Below are 16,647 nucleotides of genomic sequence, written 5' to 3' on the forward strand. Positions count from 1 at the left end.
CAATATGACTAAAATGAAACTTGATATGATAACGAAATTTGGTTCGCGTGCATTCTTAGGTGCAGCTTCGTTATTCTGTGTGTCGACGGCGCAAGCGATCTCCTATAGCTTCACCATTCAGGAGTCCGATATAAAGGTTGGGGAAACTTTCGACGTAGCCTTCACGGCGACCTTTGACGCCGACTATTTCCTCGACTACTTCGCGTTCGATGTCGGAGTCGATCCTGTCACCCTGACAAGCTCAAGTGGCATGGTTCGATACCTAGGCGCGTCAGTAAACGGTTCGCTATTCGATACCTCCTTCCTGTCTGAGGTCAGTGCTCTGGGGGATACGCCGGCGTTCGCAGGAGGTACGGATCTACTGCTGGCGACCCTTAGTTTTGAAGCTCTTGCTCCGGGCTCCGAGAGTGTCTCGCTTTCGGGGGCGTTGAATGACTTCGCCGGCATCGTCGTTTCCAAGGAAGCTGGGCCAGGCCTGTTCGATTTCAACGTTATCGAATCCGATATCGAGGCTCGTTTGGACGTACGGGTAAGCGCGGTGCCTGACTCTCCGCTGTACGGCGCCGTGCCCGTTCTGCTGATCGGAATGCTTGCCTTTCATCGGAAGCGATCTTAGGCCGCGATTGACTTGATACAGTCGATATAACTTAAGACCGGTCCACTCGAAAGGGTGGACCGGTTTTTTTAGAGATTCTTCGAGTGTGCTTAGCTTAAAAACGAGAGAACCGGGCAATAAATACCCCTCCGAACTCGAGAATGCAGCTATGCGATTCTTATACTTTTGAAAAAGTTACTCCCGTCACTTCGTTGATTGGTGGATGGAGCTGCTTGTCAGCTCCTCCAGCCGGCGGCCAAAGGTATCTTATATCGTTGCGACGATTTCATGCATAGGAAAGGTCAAAATGTGCATAGCTAGTTGTTGTGAGGGTGGCTATGATAGACGGGTATGTTTAAAGCCAAATCGTCTTATGTACGACTACGAGATCTGTCCTTGGTTGCAGTCTTGGCGGTTGTTTGTACCCAGTCCCTCGCGCGTAGAGCCATGGCCAACGATGTTGTACGTGACTTTCTGAACCTGAAGTTCGGCATGTTCATTCATTACAATATGGGCACCTATCATGCGGAGCAATGGGCCAATCCGGGGCATGATCCCAAATCTTTTGCGCCCGCCGGTTTGGATTGTTCTCAATGGGCGAAGGCGGCCAAGTCGGCGAAGATGAACTATGCGGTCTTTACTACCAAGCATCATGACGGGTTTTGCCTTTGGGATACTGAGGTGACTAACTACGACATCGCGAGTAGCGCCTATTCAGGCGACATCGTGCAGGAGTATGCGGATGCATTTCGAGCGGAGGGGATCGCGGTTGGTTTGTACTTCTCGGTTTGGGATCGTCAGCACCAGATCGAGCATGGTGCGATTACGCCTGAGAAGGTTGAATTTACGAAGCGCCAGCTAACCGAACTGCTTACGAACTACGGCGAAATCGTTTGTATTGTGATCGATGGCTGGGGGTCGCGTTGGGGCCGTGGACCCAACTTCGAGGAATTGCCGTTTGAGGTGCTCGCTGACCACATTCAATCGATTCAGCCGGATTGCCTGGTCATTAACCACAGCTGCCGGGCGGATTTGGCCTTCACGGACGTCGTTCATTACGAAGCGACGCATGGGCAGCATATTCCATACGATAATACCTTCCCCTCCCAGCAGGGGCCAACGCTGCAACCCTCTTGGTTCTGGGAGAAGCACTTCGCGGATCTCGAACTGAAGTCAGTCGAGTCGGTTCTGCAGGAGCTGAAGTTTTCGAACTCGCACTTGAGTAACTACTTGTTGAACGCGGCGCCAAATGACGAAGGTCTGATGGATGAGAATGTGCTTCGTCGACTGGCGGAAATAGGAGAAGCGATTGAGTTCACGCCACCATTGCAGTCTCTTCCTGAGCTGCAGCCGACGAATAAGAATGTAACGGCGAGGGTTTCGAGTCGATCGAATGGAACAGCTACGGATCCTGCGAATGTTTTGGACAGTAACCTATTCACTGGCTGGAAGGCATCCGCGGAGGATGATTCTGCTTGGATCGAGCTCGATTTCTCCAAGCCAGAACGTTTCAACTTTCTGTCCATGCACGGTGGATACAAAAAGGCTATCCAGAGATATGTTGTGGAAGCTTTGATCGAAGGCGAGTGGAAGGAGCTTTACAGAGCAGGTCCGATTACCTTCCACGAGAAGCATCACTTCGGAGACGTGACCGCTCAGAAGTATCGGCTGCGAGTTCTCGAAAAGGCGGGGACACCTGAAATCGTGGAGATGACCTTCGTGCGTTACGAGTAGGGTAGCGCAAATTGTGCAAGTGAAAGCTCTTGAAAATCTTCGGCTGATCCAGCGTCCTTCGTGGGAGGTGGGTATTCGCGTTCGTCCGACAGTTCTTATCCCCCTTGAGTGCGCCAACGATTCTCGTATCTGATTCGCAGGTACACGGATCTGTGCATACTCGCGGTCCGGATCGTGAATGAAAAAACGACTTGCCTATAAAGTGCGAGGGAGCGAACGCGTTTTTGAGAAGTCGTTTTCTGAATAAGCAAGAGCGTAAAGTGCATAGCGTAAAGCGCGTCAGTTCTGCTAGTATACCATGCCCCAAAAGCCCGCGCCTCCGCAAACGCCATACCGCGTCGATGAACTGCGGCGCTTGCGGTCGAGTGGTCCGTTGACAAGATGAAAGTTCCTGCAGTTTTTTTTACCAGATCCCTCGCTAAGCTCTTGATTGGGCTTGTTGTTCTTTCGATCGCGGCTGTCTCGAGATTGTACGGCGAGGAGCGGCCGAATATCTTGCTTATCCTCGCCGACGACCTTGGCTATGGAGATGTAGGCTTCAACGGATCGGAAGACATTGTAACGCCAGAGTTGGACCGGCTCGCGAAAGAGGGCACTGTATTCTCCTCCGCGTATGCGGTGCACCCGTTTTGCGGGCCGAGTCGGATGGCCCTTTTGACAGGCCGTTATCCTCACGCAATCGGAGTACCATACAATCTTCCGAGCTACAGTTCGGGACGTCACAGGGACAAAGGTGTCCCGACGGCTGAGGTCTTACTGAGTTCCGTTTTGAAGAACGCCGGCTATGCGACAGGCCTAATGGGCAAATGGCACCTAGGACATGCTCCCGAGTTTCATCCGAACCAGCGAGGGTTTGACGAATTCTATGGCTTTCTAGGTGGGGGTATTCTCTATTTCGGTCCGTATCAGGCTCAGAACGAGGAAGGTACAGTTTGGGATTATCGCGTGTATCCAGAATACAATGGCGTTTCTGATAAAACCCTCGGCAAGGACGACTACATGACGGATATCTTGAGCGATAAGGGCGTCGAATTCATTCGCAAACAGTCGAAAAGTGATGCCCCGTTCTTCCTATTCATGTCCTACAACGCTCCGCACACGCTGCTCGCAGCGAAGCAGGATGACTTGGATCGTTTTCCAGCGCTGGAGGGAAAGCGAAAGATCTATGCCGCGATGGTGTATGCTCTCGATCGCGGGGTGGGGCGCTTAGTCGACGCTCTGGAGGAAACCAAGGAACTAGAGAATACCCTGATCGTGTTCTTCAGCGACAATGGGGGGCGTCTCGACCAAGGCGCTTCGAATGGAGAGTTGAGGGGTGCAAAGGGTGATGTGCAGGAAGGTGGCTTTCGGACGCCGATGTTCATGCATTGGCCTGAGGGAATCGAGCGTCGCCAGATCATAGATACACCAGTCAGCGCTTTGGATTTGTTTCCGAGCTTCGCACGGATTGCGAATGCAGAACTCGCTGAAAACGAAATCTTGGATGGGGTCGATATCTTGCCTCTGCTGCGTGGAGAGCCTTCTGAGGCTGATGATAGGGCGATCTTTGCGGCTCGACACCGGATGGTTCATACCGAGGTCAGCGGACGCAACGATCGTTGGAAGCTGATTTGGGAAAGCGAGGAAGGTCCGTGGCGGCTCTACGATCTTGAAACGGATATTTCCGAACAACATGACCTGAGCGATGTGTATCCAGCTCAAGTAAGTGCCCTCCTCGATGACATCGGCAGTTGGTTGTCAGAACATATTGAACCGCTCTGGTTTTATTCTGAAGAGGAAGCGGAAGCTTGGGCTCGCGAAGACATGCCGAAATATGAAGAAATGCTATCCGGTGATTCGGATGCGTCGGAAGTTGCCCATTAGTATTAGATTTATGTTAACCCCATTTTATCAAATCGCTAAACTGGCGGTACTTTGCTGTGCCCCTTTTACCTTGAACAGTCAGTGTTCTGCGTCCGGTGCTGTCCCTGGAAATACGTCTTTCGTTTCCGCGGGAAATGACTTTCCGAGAGTCGAAAAGAACCTGCGTAAATGGGAATCACCCATTGTGGCCGACCTCGACCAGGATGGTTGGGTTGACATGATTCTAAACGAGCATGGCTATGCCATTCAGATCGTTTGGAATAATGAGGGGACTTATGCAAAGCCTTGGGACCTGCTAATGGGCGATGCTCATGGCATTACGGTCGGTGACTACGATCAGGACGGCTTGTACGAGATGGTCGTTTCTCGCGGTGGAGGTTCTGGCAGCAATGCCCGCAATTCGATCGTCTACAAGGTTGGCAAGGATCGGAGCTTTGAGCGATTGCCTGAGTTTGACGAACCGCTGGCATTCATGAGGGGGCGCACCGTCGTTTTTCTGGATGGTGACAAAGACGGAGATTTGGATCTTTTGAACTTCGCTTTTCCTTCCCGGGAGAAGAAAGGCTCGAGCGAGAATTACGTGTACGGAAACGATGGTGTCGGAGGACTGACGGTTCGATCAATGTTGCCGTTCACGCCCCGAAATGGACAAAAAGTAGCGGTTACGGATTTCGACAGCGATGCCATCGATGATCTGGTATTGTACGGGGATGGACCAATTCGCGCTTTTCAGGGAAAAGGAAATTTGAGCTACGAGGAAGTGGGGGATCGTGTATTTGACGGAAAGATACATGATGTTACCGGTATTGTCGAAATCGACTACGATAACGACGGAGACTTCGACCTGTTCTTGTCTCGTGGGAAAGAGTTCGAATCGGGAAGCACCTTCTACGATCCCGAAGGTCAGGTTTGGGGCTTTTACGCGCTGCGGGAAAACGTCTGGTTCGATGAGCTAACGATCGGGGATGTATTGTTCCTCGAGAACTACCAGTCGCCGTGGCCCAACAAGAAAATTTTCACGGGCGAGCCTGCCCATTCGTACGAGTTCGAGGGCGAGACGCATTCGGGTAAAGACATACGTTTTGTGAACAGCGATACACTCGGCTGGCCTGACCACCTTACGCACCGAGGGTTGTATCTTGGTTTTGTGGGCAACGAAAAATGGCGCTTCGTCGCTCAAGCCGGTTCTCCAATGTCAGCAGTGGTACATGGTGTGAAGAACCTGCCTGCTTCATTAGGTGAGGAAGGACCAGAAGATATTTTGTTGGAGAATCGCGATGGCAAATACGTCGATGTGAGCCGAGACGCTGGCCTATCTATTCAAGGGCACTCGTTTGGTGTTGCGGCGGGTGATTTCGACAACAACGGATTTCAAGACCTCTTGGTGATCCGTCGTGGAAACTTGGTGACAGCGAACGAGTCCGTTCTTTGGTTGAATCAAGGTGACGGCAAGTTCAAGCAATCAAGTTCGCATGGCGTGATTTCTCCCGAGCTGGGAGCGATCGGATTCGGGGCGATCGCCTACGATTACAATAAGGATGGGAAACTCGATATCCTGCTCGGAAACGAGCGCGGCAAGTGGCATCTGTTTCGCAACGAAGCTCTCGTGGTTGGCAATTACCTGACTGTCGATGTCGGAGCACCAGGCAAGGGTAGAGCCACGGCGCTCGGAGCAATCGTTACCGTAGAGGCAGGCGACCTCGTGCAAAGCAAAAGAGTCGGTTCCGATGGAGCTCCGTATTCAAGAGGCTACGACAGGTACGTGTATTTCGGATTGGGGGCCTTCGAGGGCTCTGCGAAGGTAACGGTTACGCTCAGTAACGGAGAAACGTTCGAACGAGTCGTTAAATCCGGGAACCGGACTGTGGAGATCGAGCGGTAAGCGATTTCGTTTTGGTGGACTGTTTTCAATTAGGATAAATAAAAACCCATAGACTTCGTTATGCGCGGATTATTGCGGCCTTTTCTTCAAGGTGCCCTTCATCTTGTAATACTTACTTGCATACATGCTTCGCACGCCAATGCGCAGCCGCAGCCCGCCCGGCTCTTTGTCGAGCTTCCCGAGTATTGTCCAACGCCAGACGCCTTCGACATCGCTCCGGACGGGAGCCTTACGCTTTCTTGTCCCAATTTCGCAGACCGCGATTCGCCCAGCGTGCTCATGCGGATCACCCCCGATGGAACTGTATCCAAAATCTGCGAGATTCCCGGATTGTCCGAAGGTCAAAAGGGTATCGCCATGGGGATCGCCTACGGCCCGGAGGGCGAACTCTACGTGTGCAATCCCAAGGGTGGCGACCGTGGGAGGATCTTGCGAATGACCTTTACCAGGGACGGATCTTTGGCCCGGACGGAGGTCGTGGCTGAGGGCATGGCCTGTCCTAACGGGATTCGCTATCACGAGGGCGCGGTTTACGTTACTCAACCGCAGTTGCCGAAGTTTGGAACCGAGAAGAACACCGGCGGGCTGTATCGTTTTTTGGTTACCGATCGCAATGTACAGGTCAATAACGACGCCAGTGATACGAACCTGGTTTTCACCGCTGAAACGCAGAATCCGGAAAAGCAATTCGGCTTGGATGGTCTGGTATTTACGGCCGCTGGAAGTCTGTTGGTGGGGGATCTCGGTGATGGAACGATCTACGAACTGAAATTCGAGGCAGACGGTTCGCTCGACAGCTCAAGCTTGTACGCCCAGCTGCCGCGTGACGCTGGGATCGATGGGATTCATATTGATGACAAGGGGAACGTCTACGCGGCTGGCCTTCGCCAGAACCAGATCCTAAAAGTGGATACGAAAGGGCAGGTCCATGTGATTGCCCAGTATCCGGATAACGACGGATCCAATGGTCAGATCGACCAGCCTTCAGATCTCTTTGTCTACGGGAACAAGCTGGTTATAGCCAACTTCGATTTGATGACGGGTGCTGATATGGTGAATACAAAACACGAGGCACCGTTCACGCTATCGTATATCGAACTAGAGGATTAGAGGCTATCAAACTATGATCGCTAAGTCTCTCTCCCTTCTTTGCCTCGCCCCATTTGTCGGTTTCGAATTGATGGCTGACGATGCGATCTCATTTTTGGAAGCCTCGAACGAAATCATTCCTTTGGAGGATCGTTCGCGGCGGAAATGGGACACGCCGATCCTCGCCGATCTGGATCAGGACGGGCTGATGGATATTATTCTCACCGACCATTCCTATCGAGTGAACCTGCATTGGAACTTGGGCGGACGGTTTTCGGAAGCCGTCGTGGTCGAGGCGGGCGATATCCACGGAGCGACCGCGGGCGACTACGATCGCGATGGCAAGCTGGACTTGGTCATCTATCCCGGTGGCGGCAACGGCAGCAATCCACGCCAGCCCAAAGTGTTCCACTTCGACGGTCGTCAGATAGAGGAGGGCAAGACGTTCGATACGATGGTGCCGACGCGTGGACGGGTGGTGAAGCTGGTCGACTTTAATCAGGATGGGCAGCTCGAGCTGCTGGCCAATGGCTTCGGGCAGGCCAAGACCGATCAGATTCAGAAAGGGGCCAATTTCGTCTACGCGCTTAACGAGGTCGGCGAGTTCCAGCTCGCGGCGCGGCTGACCCATAGCGACCGGCTCACCTATCGCATGTTGGTCACCGACACCAACAACGATCGCGAGTTCGATGTCGTGATCTACGGCGGGCGGGGACCGGTGGCCTTGGCCCATGGTGGCGTGGGCTTGGCGTTTTCAGCCGCGAGCGATGAGACGCTAGGCGATTTGAAGGCATTGTCCGACGCCTCCGCTATCGTCGAAATCGATTTTGACAACGATGGCGACCTCGACCTGTTCGTAACCCGATCCGAGCACCCCTTCCACAACCATAGCTACCTCGATGAAGAATGTGGTTGTTTCGCCTTTTTCTCCCGTTTCAATCCCTTGGAAATCGAGGAGCTGAAGATCGAAGGCGACATGGTCTTCGAGAATCTGCAGATGGCGTTTCCGCACTTCGATGTATTGGTGGGCGAGGAGAAACGTTTGCTCGAGTTCGAGGTGGATAGGCACGGACACAAGGACTTCCGTTTGACTCCTGAGGAAGCGGCAGGCTGGCCGGAGGAACGGGACCGCAAGGCCTTGTATATCGGTTATCTCGGAGAGCAGAATTGGCGTATCCTCTCCGATACGAATTCGCCCACCTCCGGTGTCATTCGCAACGTGATATCCATGCCTGATACGCTGCCTCCCGAGCCGATGCCAGCGGCTTTGCTGGAAAATCGTGACGGAACGTTTGTCGACGTATCGGAAGCGATGGGAATTTCCATCGCGGAGCAAACCACAGGCTGCGCGGTTGGGGATTTCGACAATGATGGTTGGTCCGACCTTTTCATTGTTCGCTACGGGAACTCAGCTTCTACGAACGAGCAGCTCTTGTATCGAAATAATGGAGGTAAAGGCTTCGAACGGGTTGAGAGTCATGGAATCGTGTCGCAGGAGCTAGGAGCCACCGGTATGGCGGCGGAAGCCTTCGACTACGATATGGATGGCGATCTCGATATCATGTACAGCAACGAGCGCGGCCGCTGGCACTTGTTCACCAACGAGCTGGAGCCAAGCGGAAACCGCTTCCTCAAAGTCAGCGTGGGCGATTCGCCATCGGGCGCGGCCACCGCTTTGGGCGCTGAATTGGAGGTCCGCGTTGGCGACAAGATCTATAAGCGCCGCGTCGGCCAAACCTCTTCGTCCTATGGACAGCCGCTTAATACCGTCTTGCACGTAGGTCTAGGAGCGGTCGAGAGCGTCGATGCGGCGACTGTGCGGTGGACCAACGGCGAGACCCAAACGCTCAAGGTAGAGAGCCTCGACGTCGTGGTGAATGCCGGCGAATAGCAAACTCAACTTCAACCTTCCCCTTTTTATGGAATCCCTAGTTAAGGCTCTCTCAGCATTGCTGCTGACACTCACTTTTGTTGCTTGCTCGCATGGGCCAGCCGCAAGCACTGCTTTATCTTTACCGGGAACGGAAATGAGCGACTACGAACGGAAAGCTCGGGTGAAGCAGCAGACTCTGCTGGGGATGATGGAGGAGGCGAAGGCCAAGGGGGTAGACGTGACGCGAGAGGAGACGGTGGTCTGGTTTTCGGAGCAGTTTCTGAAGTTCGCGAATTGGGATGAAGAGAACGTGGAAGCGGTTGAAAGGCTTTTTGGATACGAACGCTATTATGCTCAGGACAAGGAGCGGCTTGCTGCGGAGCTGCCTGACTTTGAGCGAAAGAAGGTTATCGAGATTCTGGAGAAGGGGATCGAGACGCTGGGCAAAGAGTTGCGGGGCGAGATCAAGCGACGGCCCGTGAACAAGGTCGATTGGCAGAACACAGTCGCGGGGGATAACATGTTCGTCAGCAATGGTAAGCCCATCTTTCCCTACGACTATTTTTCCAAAACGGTAGGGCAGCCGCTGACCAACACCGATATCTACAACGACCACTTGGGCGCGATCTACCACGGCGGCGAGAATCTGTATCCAGTGGATCACGACCGAGCGATCAATTCGTTTCTGCTGAAGGAAGACGGCACCTTCGATGAAGAGTTGCTGAAAGAGCTGACCGGAATTCCGGATACGAATATCGGTTTTCTGATCTATTGGAAGATGGGGATCCCGAAGTGGGTGGAAGAGCGTGAACCTGAGGTGCGTAAAGGGCGCTCTCTCTTCACTGGTTTCGACATTGATAACCCGTTGGTTCGGGAAGTATGGGGAAAGATTATCCGTCATACTGGCGAGCTCACCAAAGGGAAGAAGGTCACCGAATTGGGCTATATCTTTTCCAATGAACCACACTGGTTCGCAGAAAAGGGTGGCCCGTTCGAGCGTCAAGACGAGATGACCTCCCTTTCGTCCTACACGATCAGGAAATTCCAGGATTGGCTGAGGAAAAAGTATCAGGGCGACATCGACGCTTTGAATGCGAATTGGGAGCGTTCGTTCGAAGACTTCTCCGATGTCGAGATCGAGATACGCATGGACACGGCTTTGCGTGGAAAACCGATTTGGTATGACTTCTGTCGATACAATATGGACCGCAGCACCGAGTGGTTCACGTTTGTGCAGGATGAGCTGCATTCGGTGAATCCTGAAGCCGATACCCATATCAAGATCTGGCCGCGCTCGTTCATTGAGGACTGGCGTTCGCACGGTATCGATGTGGAAGCGCTCACCGAGCTGACAACCATGATCGGACACGACGCGAAGGCTTTGGGTAGTCCGAGTATTAGGCCTAGGTTTTCCTCAGAGTGGAACGAAAAATACGCTTATTACTGGTCGGGCATGGGCTTCCTGCACGATTTCCTCGAATCGGTCTCGCCTGATAAGATCAATGTAAACTCCGAGTCGCACTTTCTGTCTTCCGGCATGTGGCGCGACATGGATCCTCGCACGAGCTACGTACGCAGTGTCTACTGGCTGGCGACGCTGCAAGGCATGGACGCCAACATGGGTTGGTTTTGGGCCCGCGATCCAGACGGCTCTCCGGAAGATCGACTGGAGGGCGAACTCAACTTTTTCGATCCCGGCCTAGGTGGAGCCTTTGCAGGGTCGAACAACCAGCAACCGCATGTGGCCAACGAAGTGACTCAGGTGATGTTCGACTTGAACAGTTTCTCGGAAGAAATCATTGCCTTGCGTGAACAGCGTCGCCCGCTGCGTCTCTTTTATTCGGAGACGTCGGCTATCAACATGCCGGACTATGTAACCAAGACCAAGAAACTCTACGACGAGTGCTTCTTCGAGGGCTTCCCGCTCGGCTTCGTTACGAAGAAAATCCTCCAGAAGCAGGATCATGAAAACTGGGATGTGGTTGTTGTATCCAATAATAAATACGTTACGGATGCCGAGTTTGCGACATTGCAGTCCTATTTGGATGAGGGAGGCACCGTTGTCCTAGCTGGTAAGGAGAGCTTGTCGCTCAACGAATATGGCCAGCCGCGCTCAAAGAAACTGGTGGCTGGCGCGGGAAAGCTGGTACAGCTGGAATCAGGTTCTGACCTGAGGCGCATCAGGCAGGCAGCCCTTGAGGAAGTCGTTGAGATGCCCGCGGTGATGATCACCGAAAAGAACGGCAAACCATTCAAGACCGTCACGTGGCGCGTGATTGAGCAGCCCAAGGGCAACTATCTCGTGAACATCTTCAACCTCGGTCACGATGCTGCTCAGCTGCGCTTGTCGCTCGAAGGTGAGGCGCCTTCGAAGATCACCGACCTGATGACGAGCAATCTGATCGACGCTGACTTCGAATTGGAGAGCGAAGGGGTGTTGCTGCTCGAGGTGAAACGCTAAGCTGGCTTCGCTCTAAACAGTGATTTGTGCACTGAAGCCCTGCGTGGCTGTCTTTCGAGAAACGATATGAATTTCAAGAAAACCGTACTTCTTGTTCCGTGGCTAACGGCGATCAAACCCTGTTTGGTTTTCGCTCAAGCACACATCAGCGCGTTTGCGGCATCGGATGATCTCGAAGAGTTAGCGAGCCAACGAATCGCTGAACTCGAGGCCTTGATGCGTACTGCCGAAAGTCGATCTTTTGATGTGACTCGTGAGGAGACGATCCTTTGGTTCGCGAAGAATTTTTTGAAGTTCGCGGACTGGGATGAGGCGCATAAGCCCAAGGTTCGAGTTTTTTTTGAAAACTACAGGCCGTTTGCGGAAGAGGCAGAATTGTACGCTGAGAATCTGCCAAGTTTTCAGCGACAGAAAGTGATCGATATCCTCGAAGGGGGGATCGGTAACTTGAAGGATGTGATAGAGGGTGATATCATTCGTAGGCCGGTCTCCAAAGTGGATTGGGAAGGTATTGATGTCGGGGAAAACTACTTTTTGAGTCACGGTAAACCAGTTTTCTTGTACGACTATTTTTCGAAGTCGATGGGCATTCCCCGAACGGATGAAAGTATCTACAATGACCACCTCGGCAATATTGTGTCTTTGCCCAGCGTGAATCCTTTCTGGGTTAAATCCGATGGTGAGCTTCGCAGTGACCTGCTCGATTCGATTCGCGAGATGGATGACGCCCGAGTCGGATACGCTCTTTTGTGGAATAGTAATGTTCCTGATTGGGTCAAGGAGGAGGAACCAGAGGTTGAGAAAGGGCGTTCCCTCTTTACCGGATTCGATGTAGATAACCCTTTGATGCGCGATATCTGGGGCGAGATCGTGAGGAAAGTCGGAGAAGTATCAAAGGGGATGAATGCCATCAAGATGGGCTTTATCCTTTCGAACGAGCCGCACTGGTTCTCGGAGAAGGGGCATTGGACGCAGGGGTTTAGGGAAATGACGGAAATCTCGTCCTACACGGTAGCCAAGTTTCGTAGATGGCTTGAGGCGAAGTACGGTGGAGATCTCTCGGAGGTGAACCTGAACTGGCGAACCGACTTTGACTCGTTTTCGGCGATCACGGTTGAGATACCCCTCGACCCTGAGATACGCGGCGAGCCGCTCTGGTATGACTGGTGTCGGTTCAATATGGACCGGGGAATTGATTGGTTCACCTATTTGCAGGGCGAGCTCTTGAGAGGGAATCCGCAAGCGGATACCAGCATCAAGATCATGCCTGACCTGTTCACGGAAAACAATCGTTCTCATGGCATTGACCTGGAGGCGTTGACGGAATTGACGACGATGATTGGCGATGATGCGAAGACCCGGGGGAGAGATTTGCGTCGAAGTCAGCCTGAAGAGTGGGAGGAACGATACGCGTATTTCTGGGAAGAACTAGCGGTGAGCTACGACTTCATGGAGTCGGTCGCTCCGGACAAAATTCATATCAATTCCGAAACTCATTTCCTATCAAGTTCGTGGTGGCGTGAGTTGGATACTTCGGTGGACTATGTACGGAGCAGTTTCTGGTTGGCAACCTTGATGGGGATGGACGCGGGGCTGACTTGGTTTTGGGCCCGGGATCCGGATGGCTCACCCGAGGATCGTCTGGAGGGAGACTTGGATTTCTTCGATCCTGCGATGGCGGGGGCGTATGCGGCATCAACGGCGATGCAGCCGCAAGTAGCTAACGAGCTAACTCAAGTGATGTTCGACCTAAACAGTTTCTCGGAAGAGATCGTCGCCCTGCGGGAACAGCGTCGCCCCCTGCGCTTCTTCTATTCGGAGACCTCGGCCATCAATACCAGAGACTACATGACGAAGCTCAACAAGCTCTACGAAGAGTGCTTCTTCGAAGGCTTCCCGCTCGGTTTCGTTACCGAGAACATACTTAAGAAGCAGGACCAAAGCAGCTGGGATGTGGTGGTTGTCTCCAACAATAAATACGTGACGGATGCCGAGTTCGCAGCCTTGCAGTCCTATTTGGATGAAGGGGGCACCGTTGTGCTCGCGGACAGGGAGAGCTTGTCGCTCAACGAATATGGTCATCCGCGCTCAGAGAAATTGTTGGTCGGTAGTGGAAAACTGGTACAGCTGGAAGCAGGATCTGACTTGAGGCGCATCAAACAGGCGGCCCTCGAGGAAGTCGCCGAGATGCCGACGGTGATTATCACCGAAAAGAACGGCAAGCCCTTCAAGACCGTCACTTGGCGCGTCGTGCAACAGCCCAACGGCAACTACCTGGTGAATCTCTTAAACCTCGGTCACACTGAAACTCAGCTGCACTTGTCTGTCAAAGGCGGTACCACCGCACTGATTACCGACCTGATGACAAGTAATGCGGTCGATGCTAATTTCAAATTGGAGCCTTTAGGCGTGCTGCTGCTTGAGGTGAAAGAGTAGACGATGCTCTAGAATACAGGATATACTTTAAGAGTAGCGATAACTCTTTTAGTTGGTCTGCTTTGCTACCTGTTAATAGTAGCTAGGTCTAGCTGTACGAAGGTATGGGACAGCTTCTGTTTCGTTAGGGAAGGGGAGAGGTTTGTTTGCTGGAGCGTCCGATGTCCAGTTTGCTTGAACTTGCAAACGTGGGTGAGGGTTGAATACGTTTGTCGCATGAAGTGTGGCGCGGGGCAGCCTTTTTCTCTACCTCGCGAACACATTGCAGCATCTACTGCTATTCGCTTCGGCGAAAGTTGCGCGGTGAGCGTACTTCGGAGCTTTGGGAGATCGTTCGAAGGGGTCGTTTTCCGCACTGCCCGGATCACTCGTCTTTTGTCTGTCTGGCAGAATCGTATGCCTCTTTGCTCGGGCAGATTTTCGAGAAGATTCTGTAGCGCGAAGTAAGCGGGTTTGGCGTTTTAGTCTCGCTTGAAGAAGACAACCTTGGAGGTTCTCGTCGCTTCGCCAGGCGTCGGCGTCGCTGATATCCAGACGTTCCAGCCCACGGCGCCGTTCTCCCGATGCTCGAGCAAGGTTGTTAAAACCGCTGCGAAGGTCTCAGCTTGCTGCTCTAGGTCTTCGTTTTCCTCGGTGAGCCACGCGTTCATCTCGGTGACGTGGAAGGAAAGCTCGTTGGCGTGAGCCTATTCGATGAGATCGTGTAGACGCTCAAGGTTTTCGGAGTTATGTAGTTGAACTCGATTCAGAATGACGCCTGGTTTGCGTGATATTCGTTCCCAGCCTGTTGTATCACCGATGTGAATACGATAATCAGTGTATTTGTCAGCCATGATTTCGCGAATACGGCGACCTTCCGGTTCGGAGAGTCTCGAGAAGTCGCTGCAAGCTGACGCAAGTAGCGACATCATAGGAATAGAGGCAGCTTTTTTGTTGGGAGTAGAGGGATTGCGACCGGAGTCTATTTCCAGATGGAATTCATTTCGTAAATCTCCAGCTTGCGTAGGAGGTTCTGCGAATCGTTTGACCAATCGGGAGAGCGGGAGAAGGCTTTTACGTGCAGATTTTCCGTATCCGATATGTGGTGATCTACAATGTAGGCACGCCCGTCGTTGCCGAAAATTTCTATGCTGGTTCGGTCAACGATGACCTCAAGGGTTATCTTGTTGTCGATGGGCCGAAGGTAGGCGTTTTGTAGGTAGTAATCGAGGGCATTGTACTTCAGCTCGTATCCGTTTATGACGAGTCCGAAATCGAAGTCGCCAAGGAGCTCAAACTCCGCCTTTATGTGTAGTTCTCTCGCTTGGACGCCGGTATCGAGAGGGATTCCTGTTTTCAGGACTTGGTTTGTCCAAGTGTGCTTTTTGCCATGCAGCAATTCGATCTCCTCGATGGGGCGAGGCAGCATGCGGATGCCATCTGGAGTCGTGACGAGCCTCAGTTCACATGGAAAGAGCATGAGCTGGTTGAAGGGCATTCCTGGCGAAGCGATCCCGCGTCCCCATGCGACCTGGATACGGCGTCCGTCGGGCGTGTTGTTGTAGGTTTGGGAAGCGTGGAATTTTCCTTTGAAGAAGAGCTGGCGCTCCGTTTGTGGAGTAAAGGTCTTTCCGTCAAAGGCGCCGAGACGGTATTGACCGTTTCCTCCGTATATAACCCAGAGCTTGTGGTTCGGGTCGTTGTCGACCGCTAGTTCAAACAGTTCAGGGCACTCGAAGAACTCGGAGACTTTGGATTGGTATTGCCAGCTCTTGAGGTCGGAGGAGGTGTAGATCTGCAGGGCGCGGTCGTGGTGGTCGTAGCCATCTGAGGTTTGTTTCAAGGTCTCGTCGTAGAGGACCATGACCCAGTGTTGGCCCTGCTCGTACCAAAAAATCTTGGGGTCACGCCCTTGGTGTTCGATGACGGGGTTGCCTTCGTATTGCTGAAAAGTAATGCCGCCATCGAGGCTGTAAGCGATGCATTCGCCTCTGCCGGTGCTGGTGTAGGCGATGACGAGCGGCGGGTTGTCGGGGGATCCGAAGCCGGAGGTATTCTTTTTGTCGATGACCGCAGCTCCAGAATACGCCATGTCTCCGTATGTGGGAGGGGATAGAGCGATGGGGAGTTCCTCCCAGTGTATCAGGTCTTTGCTCACTGCATGCCCCCAATGCATGTTGCCCCAATTCCATCCATAGGGGTTGTGCTGGTAGTAGAGGTGGTAGGTGCCGTCTTGATACACCAGTCCATTAGGGTCATTGAGCCAGCCCCGTTTGGAAGTGAAGTGGAGCTGGGGTCGAAGGCTTTCGCTATAGACTGTATCCGCATTTTGGATCTCTTGGGAAAGGTAAGGTTTTGCGTGTTCCTGCTGCAGCGTTTTTTCGAAGAAGATCTCGAGGGTTTTTCCTTGGTGGCCCGACAGGTCGTAGGGGACCCAAAAATCAGGTTCAGTGGATCCCATCTGTATATCGAACTCGCTGAGCGTTGTCCCCTCCACTTCGAGTCGAACGCGTTGGGTCGGAAGCTCGTTGTCGACAGGGAGGTTGACGATGGGGTGGTCTATTGAATAGGTTAGTTTTTCTTGAGCCGTAAGCGTTCCAGTGAGGACCGCTGCAAAGAGAATGAAAGCTCGATTCCGTGTTTGTGGGACATTGCGAGAACGAAACATGTTGAGATCTATTGAGGTTGGTGTTGGTGGCTCGGAACGGGCTTTGTTGCCTGTCTCGCGTCGCCTC

Annotated in this window: 10 protein-coding genes; 8 read left to right on the forward strand and 2 right to left on the reverse strand. The window is 52.8% G+C overall.

Annotated elements, in window-relative coordinates; all coding sequences use genetic code 11:
- The first annotated feature begins 13 nt into the window (after positions 1–13).
- From QEH57_RS06580 to QEH57_RS06615, 8 genes are all read left to right on the forward strand, one after another.
- Positions 14–616 carry a hypothetical protein gene (locus QEH57_RS06580; protein ID WP_309005901.1) on the forward strand — a complete coding sequence of 201 codons (603 nt, stop codon included), beginning with the start codon at positions 14–16 and terminating at the stop codon, positions 614–616.
- Between the two features lie 426 nt (positions 617–1,042).
- On the forward strand, positions 1,043–2,329 hold the full coding sequence (locus tag QEH57_RS06585; protein ID WP_309005902.1) for an alpha-L-fucosidase: 1,287 nt from the start codon (positions 1,043–1,045) through the stop codon (positions 2,327–2,329).
- 381 nt (positions 2,330–2,710) lie between these two features.
- Positions 2,711–4,192: a sulfatase-like hydrolase/transferase gene (locus QEH57_RS06590; protein ID WP_309005903.1), complete on the forward strand. Its 1,482-nt coding sequence runs from the start codon at positions 2,711–2,713 to the stop codon at positions 4,190–4,192.
- Positions 4,193–4,376: 184 nt separating this feature from the next.
- Positions 4,377–6,074, forward strand: a complete 1,698-nt coding sequence (locus tag QEH57_RS06595; protein WP_309005904.1) for a VCBS repeat-containing protein — start codon at positions 4,377–4,379, stop codon at positions 6,072–6,074.
- Between the two features lie 60 nt (positions 6,075–6,134).
- Positions 6,135–7,184 carry an SMP-30/gluconolactonase/LRE family protein gene (locus tag QEH57_RS06600; protein WP_309005905.1) on the forward strand — a complete coding sequence of 350 codons (1,050 nt, stop codon included), beginning with the start codon at positions 6,135–6,137 and terminating at the stop codon, positions 7,182–7,184.
- A 13-nt stretch (positions 7,185–7,197) separates the two neighbouring features.
- A complete protein-coding gene (locus QEH57_RS06605) occupies positions 7,198–9,054 on the forward strand; it encodes a CRTAC1 family protein (protein ID WP_309005906.1) in 1,857 nt (618 codons plus the stop codon).
- Between the two features lie 136 nt (positions 9,055–9,190).
- A complete protein-coding gene (locus tag QEH57_RS06610; RefSeq protein ID WP_309005907.1) occupies positions 9,191–11,497 on the forward strand; it encodes a hypothetical protein in 2,307 nt (768 codons plus the stop codon).
- A 66-nt stretch (positions 11,498–11,563) separates the two neighbouring features.
- A complete protein-coding gene (locus tag QEH57_RS06615; protein WP_309005908.1) occupies positions 11,564–13,933 on the forward strand; it encodes a beta-galactosidase in 2,370 nt (789 codons plus the stop codon).
- 461 nt (positions 13,934–14,394) lie between these two features.
- Here the strand turns inward: QEH57_RS06615 and QEH57_RS06620 are convergent, their stop codons facing one another.
- Positions 14,395–14,583, reverse strand: a complete 189-nt coding sequence (locus QEH57_RS06620; RefSeq protein WP_309005909.1) for a hypothetical protein — start codon at positions 14,581–14,583, stop codon at positions 14,395–14,397.
- Positions 14,584–14,894: 311 nt separating this feature from the next.
- Positions 14,895–16,580: a glycoside hydrolase family 32 protein gene (locus QEH57_RS06625; RefSeq protein WP_309005910.1), complete on the reverse strand. Its 1,686-nt coding sequence runs from the start codon at positions 16,578–16,580 to the stop codon at positions 14,895–14,897.
- Positions 16,581–16,647: the final 67 nt, after the last annotated feature.

It is taken from the genome of Pelagicoccus sp. SDUM812005 (assembly GCF_031127875.1).
GTDB lineage: Bacteria > Verrucomicrobiota > Verrucomicrobiia > Opitutales > Opitutaceae > Pelagicoccus.